Annotated in this window: 19 protein-coding genes; 4 read left to right on the top strand and 15 right to left on the bottom strand. The window is 36.6% G+C overall.

From position 1 onward, the window contains the following. Nucleotides 1-130 precede the first annotated feature (130 nt). From CDOMF_RS06175 to CDOMF_RS06230, 12 genes are all read right to left on the bottom strand, one after another. Nucleotides 131-1,942 (bottom strand): menaquinone biosynthesis decarboxylase, encoded by a 1,812-nt coding sequence (locus CDOMF_RS06175; protein ID WP_260953144.1) that lies wholly within the window; start codon nt 1,940-1,942, stop codon nt 131-133. Further along, a complete protein-coding gene (locus CDOMF_RS06180; protein ID WP_260951183.1) occupies nt 1,939-2,514 on the bottom strand; it encodes an HNH endonuclease signature motif containing protein in 576 nt (191 codons plus the stop codon). Before CDOMF_RS06180 ends, CDOMF_RS06175 begins: the two co-directional genes overlap by 4 nt. Further along, nucleotides 2,511-3,287 (bottom strand): DNA-methyltransferase, encoded by a 777-nt coding sequence (locus tag CDOMF_RS06185; protein WP_260951184.1) that lies wholly within the window; start codon nt 3,285-3,287, stop codon nt 2,511-2,513. Before CDOMF_RS06185 ends, CDOMF_RS06180 begins: the two co-directional genes overlap by 4 nt. Next, entirely contained in the window at nt 3,284-4,225 is a 942-nt protein-coding gene (gene hemC / locus CDOMF_RS06190) for a hydroxymethylbilane synthase (RefSeq protein ID WP_260951185.1), read from the bottom strand. Before hemC ends, CDOMF_RS06185 begins: the two co-directional genes overlap by 4 nt. Before the next feature lie 9 nt (nt 4,226-4,234). Further along, nucleotides 4,235-4,666, bottom strand: coding sequence for an FxsA family protein (locus CDOMF_RS06195; RefSeq protein ID WP_260951186.1), 432 nt, complete (start codon nt 4,664-4,666; stop codon nt 4,235-4,237). Further along, a complete protein-coding gene (locus CDOMF_RS06200; RefSeq protein ID WP_260951187.1) occupies nt 4,660-6,363 on the bottom strand; it encodes a proline--tRNA ligase in 1,704 nt (567 codons plus the stop codon). The genes CDOMF_RS06195 and CDOMF_RS06200 overlap by 7 nt, the downstream gene beginning before the upstream one ends. Next, nucleotides 6,363-7,655 (bottom strand): glutamyl-tRNA reductase, encoded by a 1,293-nt coding sequence (gene hemA, locus CDOMF_RS06205; RefSeq protein WP_260951188.1) that lies wholly within the window; start codon nt 7,653-7,655, stop codon nt 6,363-6,365. The genes CDOMF_RS06200 and hemA overlap by 1 nt, the downstream gene beginning before the upstream one ends. After that, nucleotides 7,655-8,548, bottom strand: coding sequence for a polyprenyl synthetase family protein (locus CDOMF_RS06210; RefSeq protein WP_260951189.1), 894 nt, complete (start codon nt 8,546-8,548; stop codon nt 7,655-7,657). Before CDOMF_RS06210 ends, hemA begins: the two co-directional genes overlap by 1 nt. Nucleotides 8,549-8,553: 5 nt before the next feature. Beyond that, entirely contained in the window at nt 8,554-8,979 is a 426-nt protein-coding gene (locus CDOMF_RS06215) for a hypothetical protein (RefSeq protein WP_260951190.1), read from the bottom strand. Then, nucleotides 8,972-9,229, bottom strand: a complete 258-nt coding sequence (locus CDOMF_RS06220; RefSeq protein WP_169973892.1) for a DUF2018 family protein — start codon at nt 9,227-9,229, stop codon at nt 8,972-8,974. Before CDOMF_RS06220 ends, CDOMF_RS06215 begins: the two co-directional genes overlap by 8 nt. 388 nt (nt 9,230-9,617) lie before the next feature. Then, nucleotides 9,618-10,241 (bottom strand): HAD family hydrolase, encoded by a 624-nt coding sequence (locus tag CDOMF_RS06225; RefSeq protein WP_260951191.1) that lies wholly within the window; start codon nt 10,239-10,241, stop codon nt 9,618-9,620. After that, nucleotides 10,238-10,573: a hypothetical protein gene (locus tag CDOMF_RS06230; protein WP_170019022.1), complete on the bottom strand. Its 336-nt coding sequence runs from the start codon at nt 10,571-10,573 to the stop codon at nt 10,238-10,240. Before CDOMF_RS06230 ends, CDOMF_RS06225 begins: the two co-directional genes overlap by 4 nt. Before the next feature lie 148 nt (nt 10,574-10,721). On the opposite strand from CDOMF_RS06230, the gene CDOMF_RS06235 reads away from it, so the two are divergent. Together CDOMF_RS06235 and CDOMF_RS06240 are read left to right on the top strand one after the other, a co-directional pair. Next, nucleotides 10,722-11,996 (top strand): O-acetylhomoserine aminocarboxypropyltransferase/cysteine synthase family protein, encoded by a 1,275-nt coding sequence (locus tag CDOMF_RS06235; protein ID WP_260951193.1) that lies wholly within the window; start codon nt 10,722-10,724, stop codon nt 11,994-11,996. Nucleotides 11,997-12,167: 171 nt separating this feature from the next. Continuing rightward, nucleotides 12,168-12,761 (top strand): hypothetical protein, encoded by a 594-nt coding sequence (locus tag CDOMF_RS06240; protein ID WP_169973887.1) that lies wholly within the window; start codon nt 12,168-12,170, stop codon nt 12,759-12,761. Nucleotides 12,762-12,846: 85 nt separating this feature from the next. Here the strand turns inward: CDOMF_RS06240 and CDOMF_RS06245 are convergent, their stop codons facing one another. The 3 genes from CDOMF_RS06245 to CDOMF_RS06255 all read right to left on the bottom strand — a co-directional run bounded on the left by CDOMF_RS06245 (nt 12,847) and on the right by CDOMF_RS06255 (nt 15,662). After that, complete coding sequence (locus CDOMF_RS06245) at nt 12,847-14,298, bottom strand: potassium/proton antiporter (protein ID WP_249321458.1); 1,452 nt, start codon at nt 14,296-14,298, stop codon at nt 12,847-12,849. 91 nt (nt 14,299-14,389) lie between these two features. Beyond that, entirely contained in the window at nt 14,390-14,776 is a 387-nt protein-coding gene (locus CDOMF_RS06250) for a heat shock protein transcriptional repressor HspR (protein WP_169973883.1), read from the bottom strand. Between the two features lies 1 nt (nt 14,777). After that, a complete protein-coding gene (locus CDOMF_RS06255) occupies nt 14,778-15,662 on the bottom strand; it encodes a J domain-containing protein (protein ID WP_260951194.1) in 885 nt (294 codons plus the stop codon). Nucleotides 15,663-15,837: 175 nt separating this feature from the next. On the opposite strand from CDOMF_RS06255, the gene CDOMF_RS06260 reads away from it, so the two are divergent. Beyond that, on the top strand, nt 15,838-17,244 hold the full coding sequence (locus CDOMF_RS06260; RefSeq protein ID WP_170019026.1) for a Do family serine endopeptidase: 1,407 nt from the start codon (nt 15,838-15,840) through the stop codon (nt 17,242-17,244). Nucleotides 17,245-17,345: 101 nt separating this feature from the next. Further along, nucleotides 17,346-18,023 (top strand): response regulator transcription factor, encoded by a 678-nt coding sequence (locus CDOMF_RS06265; protein ID WP_169973877.1) that lies wholly within the window; start codon nt 17,346-17,348, stop codon nt 18,021-18,023. The last annotated feature ends 4 nt before the right edge of the window (nt 18,024-18,027 follow it).

The following is an 18,027-nucleotide window of genomic DNA, read 5'->3' on the forward strand; positions in this document are numbered from 1 at the left end:
ATTAGTTTAGAATTTACTCACTATATACAAAAATGATAACTTTTAGTAACATTTTTATAGTGTATGTAAAATTTGAATATAAAATTTGCTTAAACCAGCCTTGATTTAAGACCGGTTTAAGTGATACGGACTATCCGAATATCTCAAATTTATTAAATAGCTTCTCGTCATTTTCAACTATGCCGCGCTCTATTAGGCTATCTACAACTTCGCGCGTGCAGTCAGTTTGCTTTGGCCACTCTCTGGTATAGCCGTCAAGCTTGCTTTTTGGCGTTGCGTCTATGCAGATAGTTCCGCTTTTTGTGTAGTAGACGTCACGCTGCGCATCGATATTATTTGTAACTCGCCAAACAAGCATGTAAGGATTTTCAAGATAGTTTTCCATACCGACAAACACAAGCAGTTTAAAGTGCTCTTTAAGCGCAAGCAGCTCTTCAAAAGCAAACTTTATGCGGCGATTTTTAGCGTATTTGATAACACAAATCGGGCACTTTGTATGCGTCATAAACTGCCTTAGCTCAAGCACATCTTTATCTATATCCTGAAATTTAGCAAGCAGCTCCTCATCGCTTATGAGCCTTATCTCGCCTTCGCTAAAATCCTCAGTTGCATCTATACCAAGCTTGCCGCCAAAGCAAGCGTTTGGGCTAGCGTGATCAAGCTGATCGCAAACTCCTTCTGTTATAAGCAGGCTTTTTACCCCAAGGCGATTTAACACAAATTCGCTAAAATTTGCGTAGTCCGTAAGCGCCGGTGCACTCTCATCTACAAACACTGCGTGCTTAACGAAACTCATCTGCCCAACTCCCCAAAATGCATGCATAGCCTGCTTGGCGTGTCCCGGATAAAGCACCTCAAGCTTGGCTAAGATAAGGTTGTGAAAGACGCCGTTTTCAGGCATATCATAATCAATAAGCTCAGGCACGGTAGTCTTAAGAAGCGGAAGGAAAATTCGCCCCGTAGCCCAGCCCATGTATTTATCCTCAAGGGGCGGCTTACCGACAACGGTCGCATGAAAAATCGGCTCACGTTTGTGCGTAATAGCCGTAACTTCCATCACAGGAAAAGGCTCAATCGGTGTATAAAAGCCCGTATGATCGCCAAACGGACCCTCAAGCTCGGTCTTATCTGTGTCCACAAAGCCTTCTATCACAAAATCGGCATCATGCGGAACGTAAATTTCGTTAGTAAGCGATTTTACGAGTTTTGCGGGTGATTTGCGGATAAAACCGTAAAGAAGTAGCTCAAAAATTCCCTTTGGAAGCGGAGCCTGACCGCACCAGATATAAAGCGGATCGCCACCGATCGCCACAGACACGGGCATTTTCTTGCCGGCGCGCTTATATTCGTTAAAGAAATTTGCGCCGTCTTTGTGGATCTGCCAGTGCATGCCAAGACGGTTTTTATCATAAATTTGCAAGCGATACATGCCCAAATTTTGAAGCTCTCCATCAAGGCTTTGGGTATAAACCTGTCCCATAGTTATAAACGCACCTCCGTCAAGCTCCCAAGTCTTAAGCACGGGCAGGCTAAAAAGATCAACCTCATCGCCTTTAAACTTAACCTGCTGACACTCGCCCTCACCGCTTAATCTTTTGGTAAAAATTTTTCTCATCCCAAAAAGATAGCTGGCGAAATTTAGCTTTTCTGAGAAATTTTTAGGCTTTTTTGGCTTTAGCAAAGCTGAAATTTCATCTGCCACCGCATCAGGCTCCACGCCAAAAATAAGCTTCGTAGCCTCAAAACTGCCAAATATATTCGTAAGCACGGGAGCAAATTTGCGTCCTGATTTTTTACAAACCGGATTTGTAAAAAGTAGTGCTTTGCTGTCATCTTTTTTCACCTCGATATAACTGGCATGTGCTATCTCAAGGTCGATATCCACGGGCTTATCAATCACACGAAGCAGGCCGTTATCTTTTAAAATTTCGATATAGTTCATTTTTTCCATCTAATATGGCCATTCATATTATGTTTTTCATAAACACTCAAAATTTCTTCTATAAATTTTACTAAGAAAGTTTCATTTTCAGCTTTTGCGGTTTCTAACATTTGAATAAACATTTTCTTACCAGTTTCTGTTTGTTTTAAATTTTTCTTTAAAAAATTATGCTTGGCACATAAGGTCTGTCCATTTTCAAATGTCGCCTTACCGCCAAGTTCCTTTGGTTTTATATGATCCACATGCAGCTCTACTCCATCTTTTTGACCCACACCACAAATTACACATTTGTGTTCATCTCTATCTAAAATTTTCTTTTTTAGATCAGGTGTAAAATCTTCTAAATCATCTCTTAATTTGAAATTTGGTTCAAACCTATAAATGCCTTTTGCTACTTTAATAAGATATCCTTTTTGATGAAGTGTCCGTATTCCACGATCTGGGTCTCTAAAAACCTTTCCTGTTCTCTTCTGCCATTCATTAGTTAACCAATCTACAGCCTCAGGATGAGAAATATCTTTATTTGCATTTGCTTTGAAAAATTCTAAAATTAAGTCCAGTTGGGAGGTCATATTATTCCTTTCTCTTTATCCATAGTCTTTAAAAAACGTTTTTTTGCCAAAAAACAATAACTTTCATCTATATCTATGCCAATAAATTTTCTATTATTTAAAAAAGCTTCTATCATTGTAGTTCCGCTACCACAAAAAGGATCTAAAACAGTATCTCCAACATACGAAAAAAGCTTTATTCCACGCCTTGGCAATTCTCTTGGAAATGGCGCAGGATGACCTATTCTTTTTTTGCTTTCGCCGTTAAAACTCCAAAGCCCATTTGTCCAACTCATAAATTCTTCTTTATTAATGTCTGAAATTTTACTTCCATATGTTTTTTTCCAGCTTTTTTTATAAAATACAATAATTAGCTCAACAGGAGCTATAACATAAGGAGCAGATGCAGAAAGCCATGAACCCCACGCAGTTCTACGTGAAATATTACCTTCATTCCAAACAATAGTACTATGATAATTCCATCCTATTTTTTTTGCAATTGTAGTTAAATCAGCACCAATGCTTTGCTGGCCACCCTTATTTTTATCAATTGGAACGTTCAATAAAAACCTGCATTCGTCTTTAGCCCAAAAATAGACATTTTTTATCCATGCTTCACTAAATTTTAGATATTTTTTATATTCTCCTGCATCTTTTGTGGAATTATATTCTATACCTACATTATAAGGAGGTGAAGTAATTATCAAGTCCACGCTATTGGCATCTAATACTTTTTTATTAAGCACATCAGCATTTATCAATTTTATGTTTTCAAAATCAAAAAATATCATCATACCAACTCGTTAGCCATCTCCTCAGCGCGCTTTAAAAGCTCTTTTGCACCGCGAGATATAAATTCACGTGCAAGCTCTTTGCCGGCATTTGCAAATTCGCTCTTTTGCACGCTTAAACTCTTTTGCAAAACCTCGCTTCCATCAGGAAGTCCCACAATCGCATTTATATGAATTTGCTCTTTATCAAGCTTTGCGTTTATACCGATAGGCACTTGACACCCACCCTCAAGCAGCGTCACGAAGTCGCGCTCCACGGTTGTTTCTATAACGGCTCTTTCATCGCGCAAAAACTCTATTGATTTTAAAATTTCTTCGCTATCAACAGCCTCTATCCCAAGCGCACCCTGACCCATCGCAGGTATCATTTGATCTAGCTCAAAAGGATAGATAAATTTAACCTCATCTTTTAAATTTAGACGGTTTATGCCTGCCATAGCTAGGATTATCGCGTCAAATTCGCCCTCTCTTAGCTTTCTTAGCCTAGTTTGGACGTTGCCTCGAAGCGAGATGATCTCAAGATCCGGTCTCATCCTTAAAAGCTGCATCTTGCGTCTAAGACTAGTGGTTCCTACTTTGGCACCTTTAGGCAGATCTTCAAATTTAGCAAATTTTTCGCTTATCATAGCGTCGCGCACATCTTCTCTAGAACATATCGCGGCAAGCACAAGCCCATCAGGAAAAGCCACAGGTACGTCTTTTAGGCTATGAACCGCGATATGAGTTTCACCTTTTAGCATGCTATCTTCAAGCTCTTTGGTAAAAAGTCCTTTACCGCCGATCTTAGCAAGCGGAGTATCAAGTATCACGTCGCCCTTTGTCTTCATGCCGACAAGCTCTACCTCTATATCTTTATGAAAATCCAAAATTTTAGCCTTGATATGCTCGCTTTGCCACATGGCTAGGATACTTTTTCTTGTCGCTATTTTTAAATTTTTCATTTTTTACCTTTATTTATATTTACGCTCTTCTTCAACCACTTCAACGTCTATGATCTCGCCGTCTTCTTCCTTAGTCTCTCTACTCTCTCGTCTGTAACTATAATATTCGCCTTCACGCTCTTTTTTAAGCGGTTGGTTTTTTAAATTTGAAAACAGAGCAAAGATAATAACGACCACGCCAAGCACGTCCGTAGCAACGCCCGGGATAAACAGAAAAAATCCTCCGATAGGCATGCCCAACACTCCAAAAACATCGCTTGGCTTAAGAAACACGATCCTTGAAATAAGCTGGAAAAATCCAACCTGAAACATAAAAAACATGCCCAAAACAGCCGTCGCGATAACCTCTAGAACAAGAGGTAAAAATCCATATTCGCTAATGAAAAAATAAGCGCATATAACCTCGATCGCGACATAGGGCATAAAAAGAAGTCTTAGCATAGCGCCTCTTTGACCTTGGCTAAAATTTGATCTTTATGAACTGAAGTTTTTTCTAAACTTGCGCGCTTTACAAACTCAACTTCGCCGTTTTCAAGCCCCTTGCCAACGACTACTCCGAAAGGAATTCCGATAAGCTCAAATTCGCTCATCTTAACGCCAAATCTTTCATTTCTATCATCAAGCAAAGCTGAAATGCCAAAGCTTCTAAGCTCGCTATAAAGCTCATTTGCAAATTTTACTCCGACCTCATCTTTTAAATTTGAGATGATGATATGCACATCAAACGGTGCGCACTCTTTTTTCCAGATGCAGCCCTTATCATCGTGACTAGCTTCGCACATCACGGCAACCAGCCTACTAACGCCTATGCCGTAGCAACCCATATAAAACGGCTTTGCTTTGCCGTTTTCATCAAGAAATGTTGCATTCATCGCGGCTGAATACTTCTGTCCAAGCTGAAAGATATGCCCAACCTCAATGCCTTTGCTAACGCTGAGTTTCCCGCCGCAATGCGGACATTTATCGCCCTCTTTTACGGCTACAAGGTCTTTGAAGCGATCATTATTAAAGTTAGTAACGCTAACTCCTACGAAGTGGTAGTCTTTCTCGTTTGCACCGCATATCATCTGGGTTTCGCCCTCAAGCTCTCTATCTATAAAAAACTCTACACCATGAAGCCCGACCGGCCCGCAAAATCCGGCCACAAGACCGGCTTTGTTTATCTCTTCTTCACTAGCGTCCGTTATCTCAAGCGCGCCACATGCGTTGGTTGCTTTAACCTCTTGAAGCTCATCATCACCGCGGATGAAAAAGACCACAACCTTTTCTTCATCTTTATAAATAGCCTTTTTTATCACCGCTTTTATCGTGTAAAACTCACTAACTCTAAAAAATTCAGCTATATCTTTGATGCTTTTTGCGTTAGGAGTGTAAAATTTGCTCGCGTCAGCCTCGGGTCGCTCGGTGTCACAGCTGCGCTTTTTTCTTTTTGCAGCTTCTATATTTGCCGCATATTTACAGCAAGAGCACACCAATATATCATCCTCTCCGTTATCTGCTAGAACCATAAATTCCTTGCTTCCACTTCCTCCGATAGCTCCGCTATCTGCCTCAACCGCACGGAAATTTAGCCCTAAACGGGTAAAAATTCTCGAGTAAGTCTCTTCCATAAGATCAAATTCGCGCTTTAAATCCTCTTCGTTAGCGTGGAAGCTATAAGCATCTTTCATCAAAAATTCTCGCCCTCTAAGCAGTCCAAAGCGCGGTCTGGCCTCATCTCTAAATTTTGTATTTATCTGATACAAATTTAGCGGCAGCTGCTTGTAGCTAGTAATTTTGCCGCGCACAAGAGCCACTACAGCCTCTTCATTGGTAGGACTTATTACAAAATCATTGTCTTTACGATCTTTAAATCTCAAAAGCTCCTTACCAAACACATCGAATCGTCCACTCTCTTTCCATAGTTCACCAGCAGTAACAACACTCATCGTTACCTCTTGAGCTCCGGCGTTATCCATCTCATCTTTTACTACGTTTCTTATCTTATCAAGCACGATTTTACCAAGTGGCAAAAAGTTATAAAGCCCACTTCCGGTTTGCTCTATAAATCCCGCTCTTAACAAAAATTTATGACTCGGCAAGCTAGCATCCTTTGGAGCCTCTTTCAAAGTCGGTACATAAAGTCTAGAAAATCTCACTACTCACTCTCCCATTCAAATTCGCCATCCTCAATATGTGTGTGGTTCTTTATATCAAAGACATTTTTTGTAAATTTTATTATATTTTCGGAGTTGCTATCATCTGCCAAAGATTTTAATTTCATAGTAGGCGCATGTAAAAATGCCTTAAAAACTTGATGAATCAGCTTATATGCTTCATCATGATCGCTATGCTTTAAATAGCCCTTTTTAATAGCCTTTTCAAGCTCTTTTTGAGCGCACTCTTTAGCCTGCTCTCTAATACCTTTTATAGCAGGAGTGATAGCAAGCTCTCTAAGGTGTCTAAAGAAGTGTGTCGTATTTCTTCCTACGATAGTATAAGCTATCTGCGCCTGTTCCTCTCTGAGAGCTAAATTTCTACTCACGATCTCCTTTAGATCATCGACTGTATAAATTTTAATATTTTCACTAGGAGTTACAGCTATATCTCTAGGTACCGCGATATCAAAAAAATATCTATCAAACTCTCTTTTTTCTATCATCGAATCAAGTATTACAGGATATGGCGAAGCCGTAGCAGAAAATATAAGCTGATATTTATTGATATAATCTTTTAAATTTTCAATAGAATCATATTCGTTATTATCGCCTAATGACATAGATAAAACTTTTGCTTTGGCGATATTCCTACCAAGGATTATTACTCTGGCACCGCTACTTATGATATGCTTTGCGGCAAGCTCAGCCATCTCTCCAGCACCTACTATTACAGCAACCATTCCATTGATATTTCCGTCAAACATCTCTTTTGCTTTTTGAGCCGCCACGCTTGAAACAGATACTGGATTTTTAGAAATTTCAGTCTTATTTCTAACCTCTGCAGCACACTTAAAAGCGGCTTCTATGGCTCTACCAAGCTTCATTCCGCAATTTCCGTTTGCGTAAGCGAATTTAAAAGCCTCTTTTAATTGTCCTGCTATCTGAGTCTCGCCTATAACTAAGCTATCAAGAGAGCTTGCTACGGCGAATAAATGGTGAATAGCCCCGTTATCTTCATATATATCGGCTCTAGTGTAAAGCTCCTCATAATCTATACCGCAAAGCAGAGATATACAGGATATCATATGCTTACTAGCTCCCTCTATCTCCTTTACGCTAGCGATAATTTCGACTCTATTGCAGGTATTTAAAACCATACATTCATTAATGTTTTGGCTTGAATTTAAGAGCCTTAAAATTTCTGTCTTTCTCTCTATATTAGAAAACGAAAGCCTCTCTCTAACTGAAATATCAGTATTTTTATGTGTAAAACTTACGCTTGTATAATGCATTAAAATTCCCTATCGATCATACTGCTAACCATATGATCAAGTTCACTAATATTATATTGAGCTATGCTTTCTAAAGCCTTTTTACCAAGCTCTTTGGCCTCTTTTATCGAGCGTTCTATAGAGCTGGTTCTAGACATTTTAGATTTCACCCAATCAATTTGAGCACTGTTTAGCTCCGCTTTAAAAAGATTCATAAGCCTTCCTCTATCCTCATCACCTAAATTTTCATAAAGATAGATATATGGAAGAGTTACTTTGCCCTCTTTTAAATCACTTAGATTAGGCTTACCCAAAGTTTGGGCATCTTGAGTAATATCTAAAATATCATCGATTAGCTGAAAAGCTAATCCCAAATTTTTACCATAATTTCTAAATTTTTCCTCATCAAGCCCGGTCAAATTTGCACCTACCGCAGCAGTAGCCTCTATAAGCACTGCGGTTTTATAGTAAATCATGGTGCGATAAGCCTCTTTATCGGTATTAAAATCTCTAGATAGCTCCACATCCATCATCTCGCCTATACTTAGTTTGCAGACTGCATCTGAGATATTTTGAGCTATTTTTGGGTCAAATTTGGATAGTTCGTAAAAACCTTTAGAATATAGTATATCGCCTAGCATTATGGCTCTTTTTGTACCAAAAGTAGCATTTATACTAGGCTTGCCTCGCCTTGTATCAGAATTGTCTATCACATCATCATGAAGCAAGCTTGCAAGGTGTATAAGCTCTATTATAGCGCACAACCTCAGGCTCTCCTCACTCTCTCCGACAATTTTTAAAAGCAACTTTGATCTAAGCTTTTTACCTGAGCTAACATTCCTAAAAATTTCACTAGCTCGGTCGTATCCAAGCTCATCTATAAATTGATACATTATTTCATCAATTTTATCCATACTAACTACCTCTTTACAGGATCTAAAAATTCTACGTCAAGACGTTTTTGATCATCTTTTATATAAACTTTAAAAAAACCTTTGCCATCTTTAAAATTTTCAAATTCAAGATATAGCCATGCAATATCCATCGGAGGCTGTCTAAAATCTGGTATTAAGCTCTGTTTATACAGACTCAAACCACGCCTAAGAGACATAACAAGCTGACGAGGATAGTTGCGATATCTGGTGTGAAGAATTATATTTGTGTTATCGAACAAAGTCCATCGAAATTCAAAGCTATCTCGATCCTGTGCGCCTTTTTCTGTCACAAAAACTCTCGCCCACTCATCCTTTTTAAGCTCAAACAAATGTTGTTCGCTAAAACCTAAATCAACGGCATTTGCAAAGGCTAAAAAAAACATAAAAAAAACAGCTAGTATTTTACTCATTTTGACTTAAAATATCCCCACTAAGTCCGATGTAAATATCATTTAAGCCTTCATGAATTTCAGTTTGATTTTGCGCTATGAATGCGTTTTGCTGAATTTCATCAAATCCATTACGCTCGCAATATATGCTCATAGCCACAAATCTTTCAAGTAGTTTTTCAGTCTCGTTCTCTACTAAATTTCTGTTTGCATTAAATAAAATATCAAAAAATTTATCTCTTGGATTTTGAGCAAAGATATCATAATCCATAAATTTCCTTTAAATAAATTTTAAATTTATTATAGCCAAACAAACTTTTATTTTGATTATAAAAACAGGTTTTTTATTTATGACTATAACTAAATAAAATAATATTAGGTAATATTAATATCTAAAGATAAGTTACAAATCTTCAACCTAAATTTTGATATTTTTTACAAGGTGCCAGAGTAAATTTTTAAATTTAGATGAGTATTTTTAAGTACAGTGCCAAAGTAAAATTTGAAATTAAAAAAGGATTTTAGCTAAGAAATTTAGATTCAATTTTTTTAATTTCTATCGATCAAAATATTTAAATTTAGCTTAATTTTACTATATTTTAAGCTAAATTTATATGTAAAATAATTTGTATTTTTATATGTATTATTTTATGTATTTACTATAAAGCTTCGATATATTGCCAAGCTTTTTCTATCTCATATATATTGATTGCGCTCTTACTTTCGCTACCAAATCCCCAACATACATTTATATACTCTACTTTGGCACTGCTAGCTGCAAGTTCATCTTTATGACTATCTCCAACAAACAAAACCTTATCAAATCCAGCCATCTTTTTAATCAAATTTATCATAGTCGGATCAGGCTTTTGCGGTACATCTTTACTGGCTCCAATGATATGATTAAAATATTGATAAATATTACTTTTTACTAAAATATCATTTAGAGTTTCTTGCGGTGCATTACTCGCAAGCGCTACAAAGTAATTTGCCTCCACGCACTTTTTAAGCAGCTCTTCAACGCCCTCATAAGCTCTTGCATATCTGTCATAATTTATCTTAAATTTAGTCTCAAAACCATCTCTTAGCTTTGAATTTATCACGTTTAGTCCGTAAAATTCTTTGCCGAGATCTCGCCCTACTTCATTTATCGCCTTAACTATAAAATCCTCAGCCAAATCACTATCAAACCCAAGCTCTCTGCGAACCTCATTAACCGTCACGCAAATCGCTTTTGAGCTATCTATGAGAGTTCCGTCCATATCAAAAATTATCGTTTTCAATCCTCATCCTTGTATCTATTTTTATGCTTATCTTTTTTATATGTTTTAGAGTTTTTTAGCTTCTCAAGCGAATTTGCAGCGTCTAAAAGCTCGTTTCTATCATTATTTGCTATGATTAAATTTACAAATTTTTCAAGCGCTTTTGAATATGCCGAGTCAAGATATACAGGCTCGATTTTAGCTAAAATTTCAGCATTCTTAGCCACTCTTACTCTAAACTGCTCCTCGTCATAATCCTCTCTTTTAAGCCCGTTTATGGCTGATTTTGCAAATTTTTCAAGTCCGCGCAGATATTTTACACGCTTAAATTTATCATATCCTACAGTGTTCATCTTACTCTCCAAATCAAAGTGCAATTATACCCTACTTTTATCTTTCGAATTTCAAGCTAAAATTTAGCGTTTAAAGCCGCCGCATTAATAAAATGTAACCTTTTTATCTGTATAATACCGAAATTTAAATTTATCATAAAGGCAAATAATGAAACAAGAAACCATTGCCACACACTTTGGCTACGACACCAAAATCGGCACAGGCTCGATGGCGGTACCTCTTTACCAAACTACGGCTTATGACTTTGGCACTGCCGAAACTGCGGCAAATCGTTTTGCGCTAGCCGAGCTTGGACCGATTTATACAAGACTAAACAACCCTACGACAGATATTTTTGAAGCTAGACTTGCAGCTCTTGAAAACGGCGCGGCTGCTATAGCTACGGCAAGCGGACAGGCTGCTATATTTTACGCGGTTGCAAACATCGCAGCAGCAGGCGAAAACATCATCGTAGCTAAGAAAATTTACGGCGGTTCAAACACTCTTTTTCACCACACGCTAAAAAGATTTGGCATAGAGGCAAGAGCCTTTGATAGCGACAGCGCGGACGATCTTGAAAAGTTGATAGACGGCAAGACGCGCGCGATATTTTTTGAAACGCTCTCAAATCCGCAAATCGCCATCCCAAATATCGAAAAGATAGTCGCTATCGCAAACAAACACGGCATCATAACCATAGCCGATAACACCGTGCCTACACCGATCCTGCTTCGCCCTATAGAGCACGGCGTGGATGTCGTAGTGCATAGCGCAAGCAAATACATGAGCGGTCAAGGACTAAGCATAGCAGGCGCTGTGATAGCCAGTAAAGAGCTAAACTCAAAGATCGTTTCAAGCGCCAGATACGCGCACTTTAACGGACCTGACGAGAGCTATCACGGACTCATATACGCAGAGCTTGCCGAAAGTTTTGACATCTATACGCTTAGGATGAGGCTTTCGCTTATACGCGATATAGGCGCTACGATTTCACCATTTAACTCTTGGCAGCTGATACAAGGGCTTGAAACACTTGCTCTTCGTATAAAAAAACACTCCGATAACACACTAAAAATCGCTGAATTTTTAAATTCTCACGAAGCGGTTAAGAGTGTCACATATCCGGGGCTCAAAAACGACGTAGGATATGAAAGAGCTCAAAAATATTTTGACGGCGGCATGGCAAGCGGACTACTTTGCTTTGAGGTTGATAGCTTTGAGCGAGCTAAAACGGTGCTTGATAGGGTTAAAATTTTTAGCATCGTTGTTAATATCGGTGATTCTAAATCGATCATCACTCACCCTGCATCAACCACACATCAGCAAATTCCGCCTAGCGAACTAGCAAAGATTGGCGTACCTGCAGGACTTATCCGCCTAAGCATAGGCATAGAGGATGCAAATGATTTGATCGAAGATCTAAAACAGGCTTTAGAAGCGTAAGCTTAAAATTTACGAGAGAGTTTAGGCTCTCTCACTTTTAACTAATTCTTTAATTAGCCCTCAAAAACAAGCTATAATTACAAATATAAATTTTATAATCTTAAAACTATTTGTTAGTTTTTATAAAATAATGTCCAATCAATACATATCGTTAAAAATGAAAGAGTGTAAATGCTAGCTATTATTTTAATACTTATAATTTCTTTTGCTTGGGCTGTAGTGATAAATCAAATTTATTTGTCAAATTTAAATAAAATACTAAAATTTGTATCAATACTAACATGTGTAATTATTTCAACAACATTGCTAATATTTCCAATATTTATTATGCCAATATTTTTATCAATATTTCATAGAAAAAATATCAAATTTAATAAGGAAATTATATTATGGGTAGTTCTGTTTCTTGCTGTTATAAATTTTGACGATGCTAGATTTTTTATAACATACCAATACAAATGTAATATTCAAAAAGATTATGGGGTTGTTGTTTTGGATAACGATTATACTAAAGATGATGTAGAAAAATTTCGTATTTTATCAAGCAATGAGAAATTTTCGAACAAAATTTCAAAGCATCATAAATATAATATTTTAGACAATAAAGATAATTTAGTTGCAAAAGCCTATGAAATTTATATTCCTTATGGAATGGTATTTAATGAAATACATAAAGCTACTATAGGGAAAAATGGTGGCAAAAGTTGTGGTTTTGTTGGAGAGAAAGGTGATATTGAAATAAAACAATTTTTAAAAAACAAATGATGTAAAATTTGCTCCAATAAAATTTAACTTTAGACAATAATATTCCATTGAGAAATTTAACCAGAATTGAAATGTATCTAAAATTCTAATTCTGCGGAACAAAATAAGTTTTTAAAATTTCGTTGTATTTGTTTTCATCTTCACATTGAATAAGCAGCAAATCACCCTCTTCAAATACCGATGAGCCCGTAGGCTTGATGTATTCGCCCTTGCGTTTTATAAGCAGGATAAGAAAATCACTTGGCAACTCAAGTTCCGCTAGGTTTTTCTCGATGATTTCCGAGCCAAAATGTATAGTGTATTGTCTTAATGTATGATAAAAAATTGGTAAGTTCGATGCCTCAGCTTCTTCAACCTCATCATCGTCTTTAACTCCACATTTTACCGCTGAAAATTCAAGAGTAGCACCTTGAACAGCCAAAGATATCAGGACCACGAAAAAGATAGTATTAAATATTAAATTTGAATTTGGCAAATTACTTCCATAAGGATATGTAGCAAGCACTATGGGTACAACTCCTCTAAGACCAACCCATGAGATGAAAATTTTCTCTTTGATATTATATTTTGAAAACAGAAGGGATATAAATACGCCCACAGGTCTAGCAACAAACATCAACCATAAAGCTATTATAAAACCCATAAATGCTACAGATGGAAGTTCTGATGGAAATACAAGTAAACCTAGCGTTAAAAATACAACTATTTGCATAGTCCAAGCAATACCATCGTGAAATCCGACAAGACTCTTTTTATGAGCGAATTCTTTTTTATTTATAAAAATTCCAGCTATATATACAGCCAAAAATCCGTTTCCACCGACTTTTGTAACAATAGTGTAAATAAGCAAAGCCCAAGCTATCGAAAATACCGAATAAAGTCCAGAATACTCAAGTCTTAATCTATTAAATATAGATGGCAACAAGAATCCAAATATGTAGCCTAATATGCCACCTATTAAAAACTGCTCCGCAAGTATAAGTGCTATATTTGCAGGTGTCGGAGTGGTGGATAAAGATATCATTTGAATCATAGTCATAGTAAGAAAGATCGCCATAGGGTCGTTTGAGCCTGACTCTAGCTCAAGAAGCGGTCCTAGATTGTTTTTAAGCGAAATTCCTTTGGCTCTTAAGATGGCAAATACCGCCGCTGCATCAGTAGATGAGATAATAGAACCTAATAAAAATGCTTCCATCCAGCTAAAATTTAAAAGATATCTTGCCAAAACGGCAACAGTGCCTGCAGTTAGTATGACTCCGATAGTCGCTAAAACTATACCACTTACCATTATAGGTCTAACTGACTTAAAATTTGTATCAAGACCACCGGCATACAATATGAATATAAGAGCTATAGTGCCAATCTCTTGAGCCACTCTATGATTTGTGAAGTCAATTCCTAAAAGTCCGTCAGATCCGGCCAGCATACCGACAGCTAAAAAGACAATAAGAGATGGAATACCAAATTTATCAGAAACCTTACTAAAAACAATGCTTGCTATCAATAAAATAGCAAAAAATAGTAAAAAATTTTCCAAATTCCACCTCATACATAAGCCGATAATTAAAGCTAAATTTTAATTATCTGTATTTGAAATTATATCAAAAGCAACCTTATTTTAATAAATATTAGCCCTTATCTTTATGTTCATAAAAAATAAGATCAAAACTATTCTTGCGTTTAACAAGGGCTTTTTTAGATGGAATAGTGCCTGTATTGTTAAGCCTATCCACTTCACTTCTTAACTCATCTATAGTTTGCTCAAACTGATCAAGTTGCTCTTTTAGCTGCAATATCACATCAACTCCAGCCAAATTTACACCCAAATCACGAGTCAGACGAAGTATCATCTTGATACGATCCAGATCTTTCTCAGAATATAGCCTCATACGACCATCGGTTCTTGACGGCTCAACAAGACCTTCTCGCTCATATTGACGCAAGGTTTGAGGGTGTATGCTAAGCACTTTAGCAACAACACTTATAAGATAAACAGGCTCATCATATCCACGCATTTTATCTCTCCGGAAGTTTTTCTTTCATAATTTTTATCAAATCATCATCAAGCGAATTTGTATCCGGCAATGCAACTTTGATCTTAAGATACAAATCTCCATAAAGTCCACTTTTTCTATTTTTTACACCATAGCCTTTAATTCTTATCTTTTGTCCTGATTTTGAATTCTCGGCAATCTTTATAGTAACATCTTTTTGCAAGGTAGATATAGTTACCTTTCCACCAAAAAGCATTGTTCTAAGCGGAATTTCAGCCTCCTTATACAAATCATCGCCATCTCTTTCATACTCACTGCTCGGTTCTATATTTACAGTCAGTATCAAATCGCCCGCCTCGCCACTTCTAGCGCTCTTACCTTTGCCTTTTATACGAAGCTTCTCCTCATTGTTTATACCGTTTGGAATTTTTATCTTTAGACTATCTCCATTAAAATTTATCCTATGCTCACCACCCAAAATAGCAACCTCAAAAGGTATATTTACTCTGGCTCTAATGTCTAGATCTTGCGAAAATCCATTAAAGCCGTCATCAAATCCAGAGCTTGAAAATCCACTAAAGCCGCTTCTAGAAAATCCTCCAAAGCCTCCGCCGAAAATATTTTTTAATATCTCGTCAAGATCGCCCATATTGGCTGAACTGCTTGCAAAGTCATGGAAATTTTGTCCTCCAAACATAGTATCGCCGTATTGATCATATTGAGCCTTTTTCTTCTCATCGCTTAAAATTTCATAAGCTGCATTTATCTCTTTAAATTTATCTTCTGCACCAGGCTCTTTATTTATATCCGGATGATATTTTCTTGCCAATCTGCGGTATGCTTTTTTTATCTCGTCGCTAGTTGCGCCTTTTGAAATGCCCAAAGTATCATAAAGACTATTACTCATTTCATATCCTTAAAGCAATTTTTTTTATAATTATTGTAGCATAAAACTTTAGTCTATGTCAATCAAGTATACTAATTTTATATATTTACAATAGGCTAAAAAACATTAACTTTGCGTTAAGTGGGATACTTTATAATCCTTTTTTAAAATACTAATTATAAAAGGATTAATAATAATGAAAAAAATAGTTGTGATATCGCTTGTTGCAGCTTGTTCTATATTTGCAGCAACAATAAATTTTAATGAAGCCAAAGACGAATTTACAAGATTAAATCCGGAGAACTCTGATGGAGTTATACTCTCTTATAATAGCTCTATTTCTGAAGCTAAAAAATCAGTAGTAAATATATCCACTACAAAAACTACTACTGCAGGCAGTGGATTCGACCAGATGTTTAACGATCCTTTTTTTAGAGACTTTTTTGGATTTAACTTTAAAATCCCCCAAGATAAGCAAAAGAGTGCATCTTTAGGCTCAGGAGTAATAATATCAAGCGATGGGTATATAGTAACAAACAACCACGTAATAGAAGATAGCGATGAAATTTTAGTAACTTTACTGGAGAGTGAAAAAGAGTATAAGGCGAAGATTATAGGCACAGATCCAAAGACAGATCTTGCGATAATAAAAATAGAAGCAACCAATTTAAAAGCTATCAAGATTGCAGACTCATCTAAGATAATGGAGGGTGATATTGTATTTGCCATAGGAAACCCTTTTGGAGTTGGAGGAAGCATAACTCAAGGTATAATCTCCGGACTAAACAAGGATAATATCGGATTAAATCAATATGAAAATTTCATTCAAACCGACGCATCTATAAATCCTGGAAACTCAGGTGGCGCGCTTGTAGATAGCAGAGGTGCTCTTGTAGGTATAAATTCAGCTATTCTATCAAGAAGCGGTGGGAATAACGGAATAGGCTTTGCGATCCCTTCAAATATGACTAAAGAGATAGCCAAAAAGCTTATCGAGGATGGTAAGATCGAACGTGGATATATAGGCGTTATGATATCAAATTTAACAACGGAACAAAAAGAAATTTATAAAAACAAAGAAGGAGCGCTAATAAGCAGTGTAGAAAAGGGGCTTCCTGCCGATACAGCAGGACTTAAAAGAGGGGATCTTATAATACAAATAGACGATAAGCAGATAAAAAACGCAAACGATCTTAAAAATACGATAGGCTCTCTTACTCCTAATAAAGAGATCACTCTAGTATATGAGCGTTCAGGTAAAATAGAAACGACAAAAATAAAACTAGCCAATATGCAACAACCCAATACAGGAATGAGAGATAACTCCTCTATAAGCGGACTGAGCGTAGCTCCCATAAACGATGAAATAAGATATAGATATAAAATTCCTCAAGATATAGTAGGCGTACTAGTAACAGATGTCAAGACAAACTCAAACGCCGATAAATTTGGCTTCCAAAAAGGCGATATCATAATACAAATCGGTGAAGAAAATATAATAAATCTCAATGATTTTAACAAGGCTCTTTTAAATTCTAAGAACAAAAAAACTCTTGTATGGGTAAATAGAGGCGGAGTTATTCAAGGACTTGTTATTAAATAAATTTAAGGGCGTAAGATTACGCCCAACTTTTTTCTTTATATAGTTTTATAAATTTTCTGTTATAATCGATATCAACTTAAAATAAATTTTGGAAATATGGCATGATAAACATTTTGATGATAGAAGATGATTTTGAACTGGCTGAAATTTTAAGTGAGTACCTTGAAAACTATGATTTTAGGGTTACCATCGCGGAAGAACCTTATATAGGTCTTTCTACTTTAAATACTGGCAAATTTGATCTTGTAATACTTGATCTCACTCTGCCTGGTATTGATGGGCTTGAAGTATGCAAAGAGATAAGAAAAAGACATAACATTCCTATCATAATCTCAAGCGCAAGACATGATATTACCGATAAAGTTAATGCTCTTGACAATGGAGCGGACGATTATCTACCCAAACCTTACGATCCTCAAGAGCTACTAGCGCGTATTAAAAGTCATTTAAGACGCCAAAATGTAACTATAGCGGAAGAAAAAAAGCAGAAAAACAAGGATCTGGTTTTAAATGAATTTGAGCATATTATCACCCTCAAAAACGAGCCTTTAAACTTAACCGCTGCAGAATTTGACATCTTAAAATACTTGATCAAAAAAGAAGGTGGGGCTATCACGAGAGAAGAGCTTATATATAATTGCAAAAGTATTAATGAAGACTCATCAAATAAAAGCATAGATGTAATAATAGGCAGAATCAGAGCCAAACTTGGTGAAAATCCAAAAGAGCCTACATATATACATGCGATTAGAGGTATAGGCTATAAGCTTATTCAATAAATTT

Origin of the sequence: Campylobacter sp. RM16187, from assembly GCF_025319965.1 — a bacterium.
Classification (GTDB): Bacteria; Campylobacterota; Campylobacteria; order Campylobacterales; family Campylobacteraceae; genus Campylobacter_A.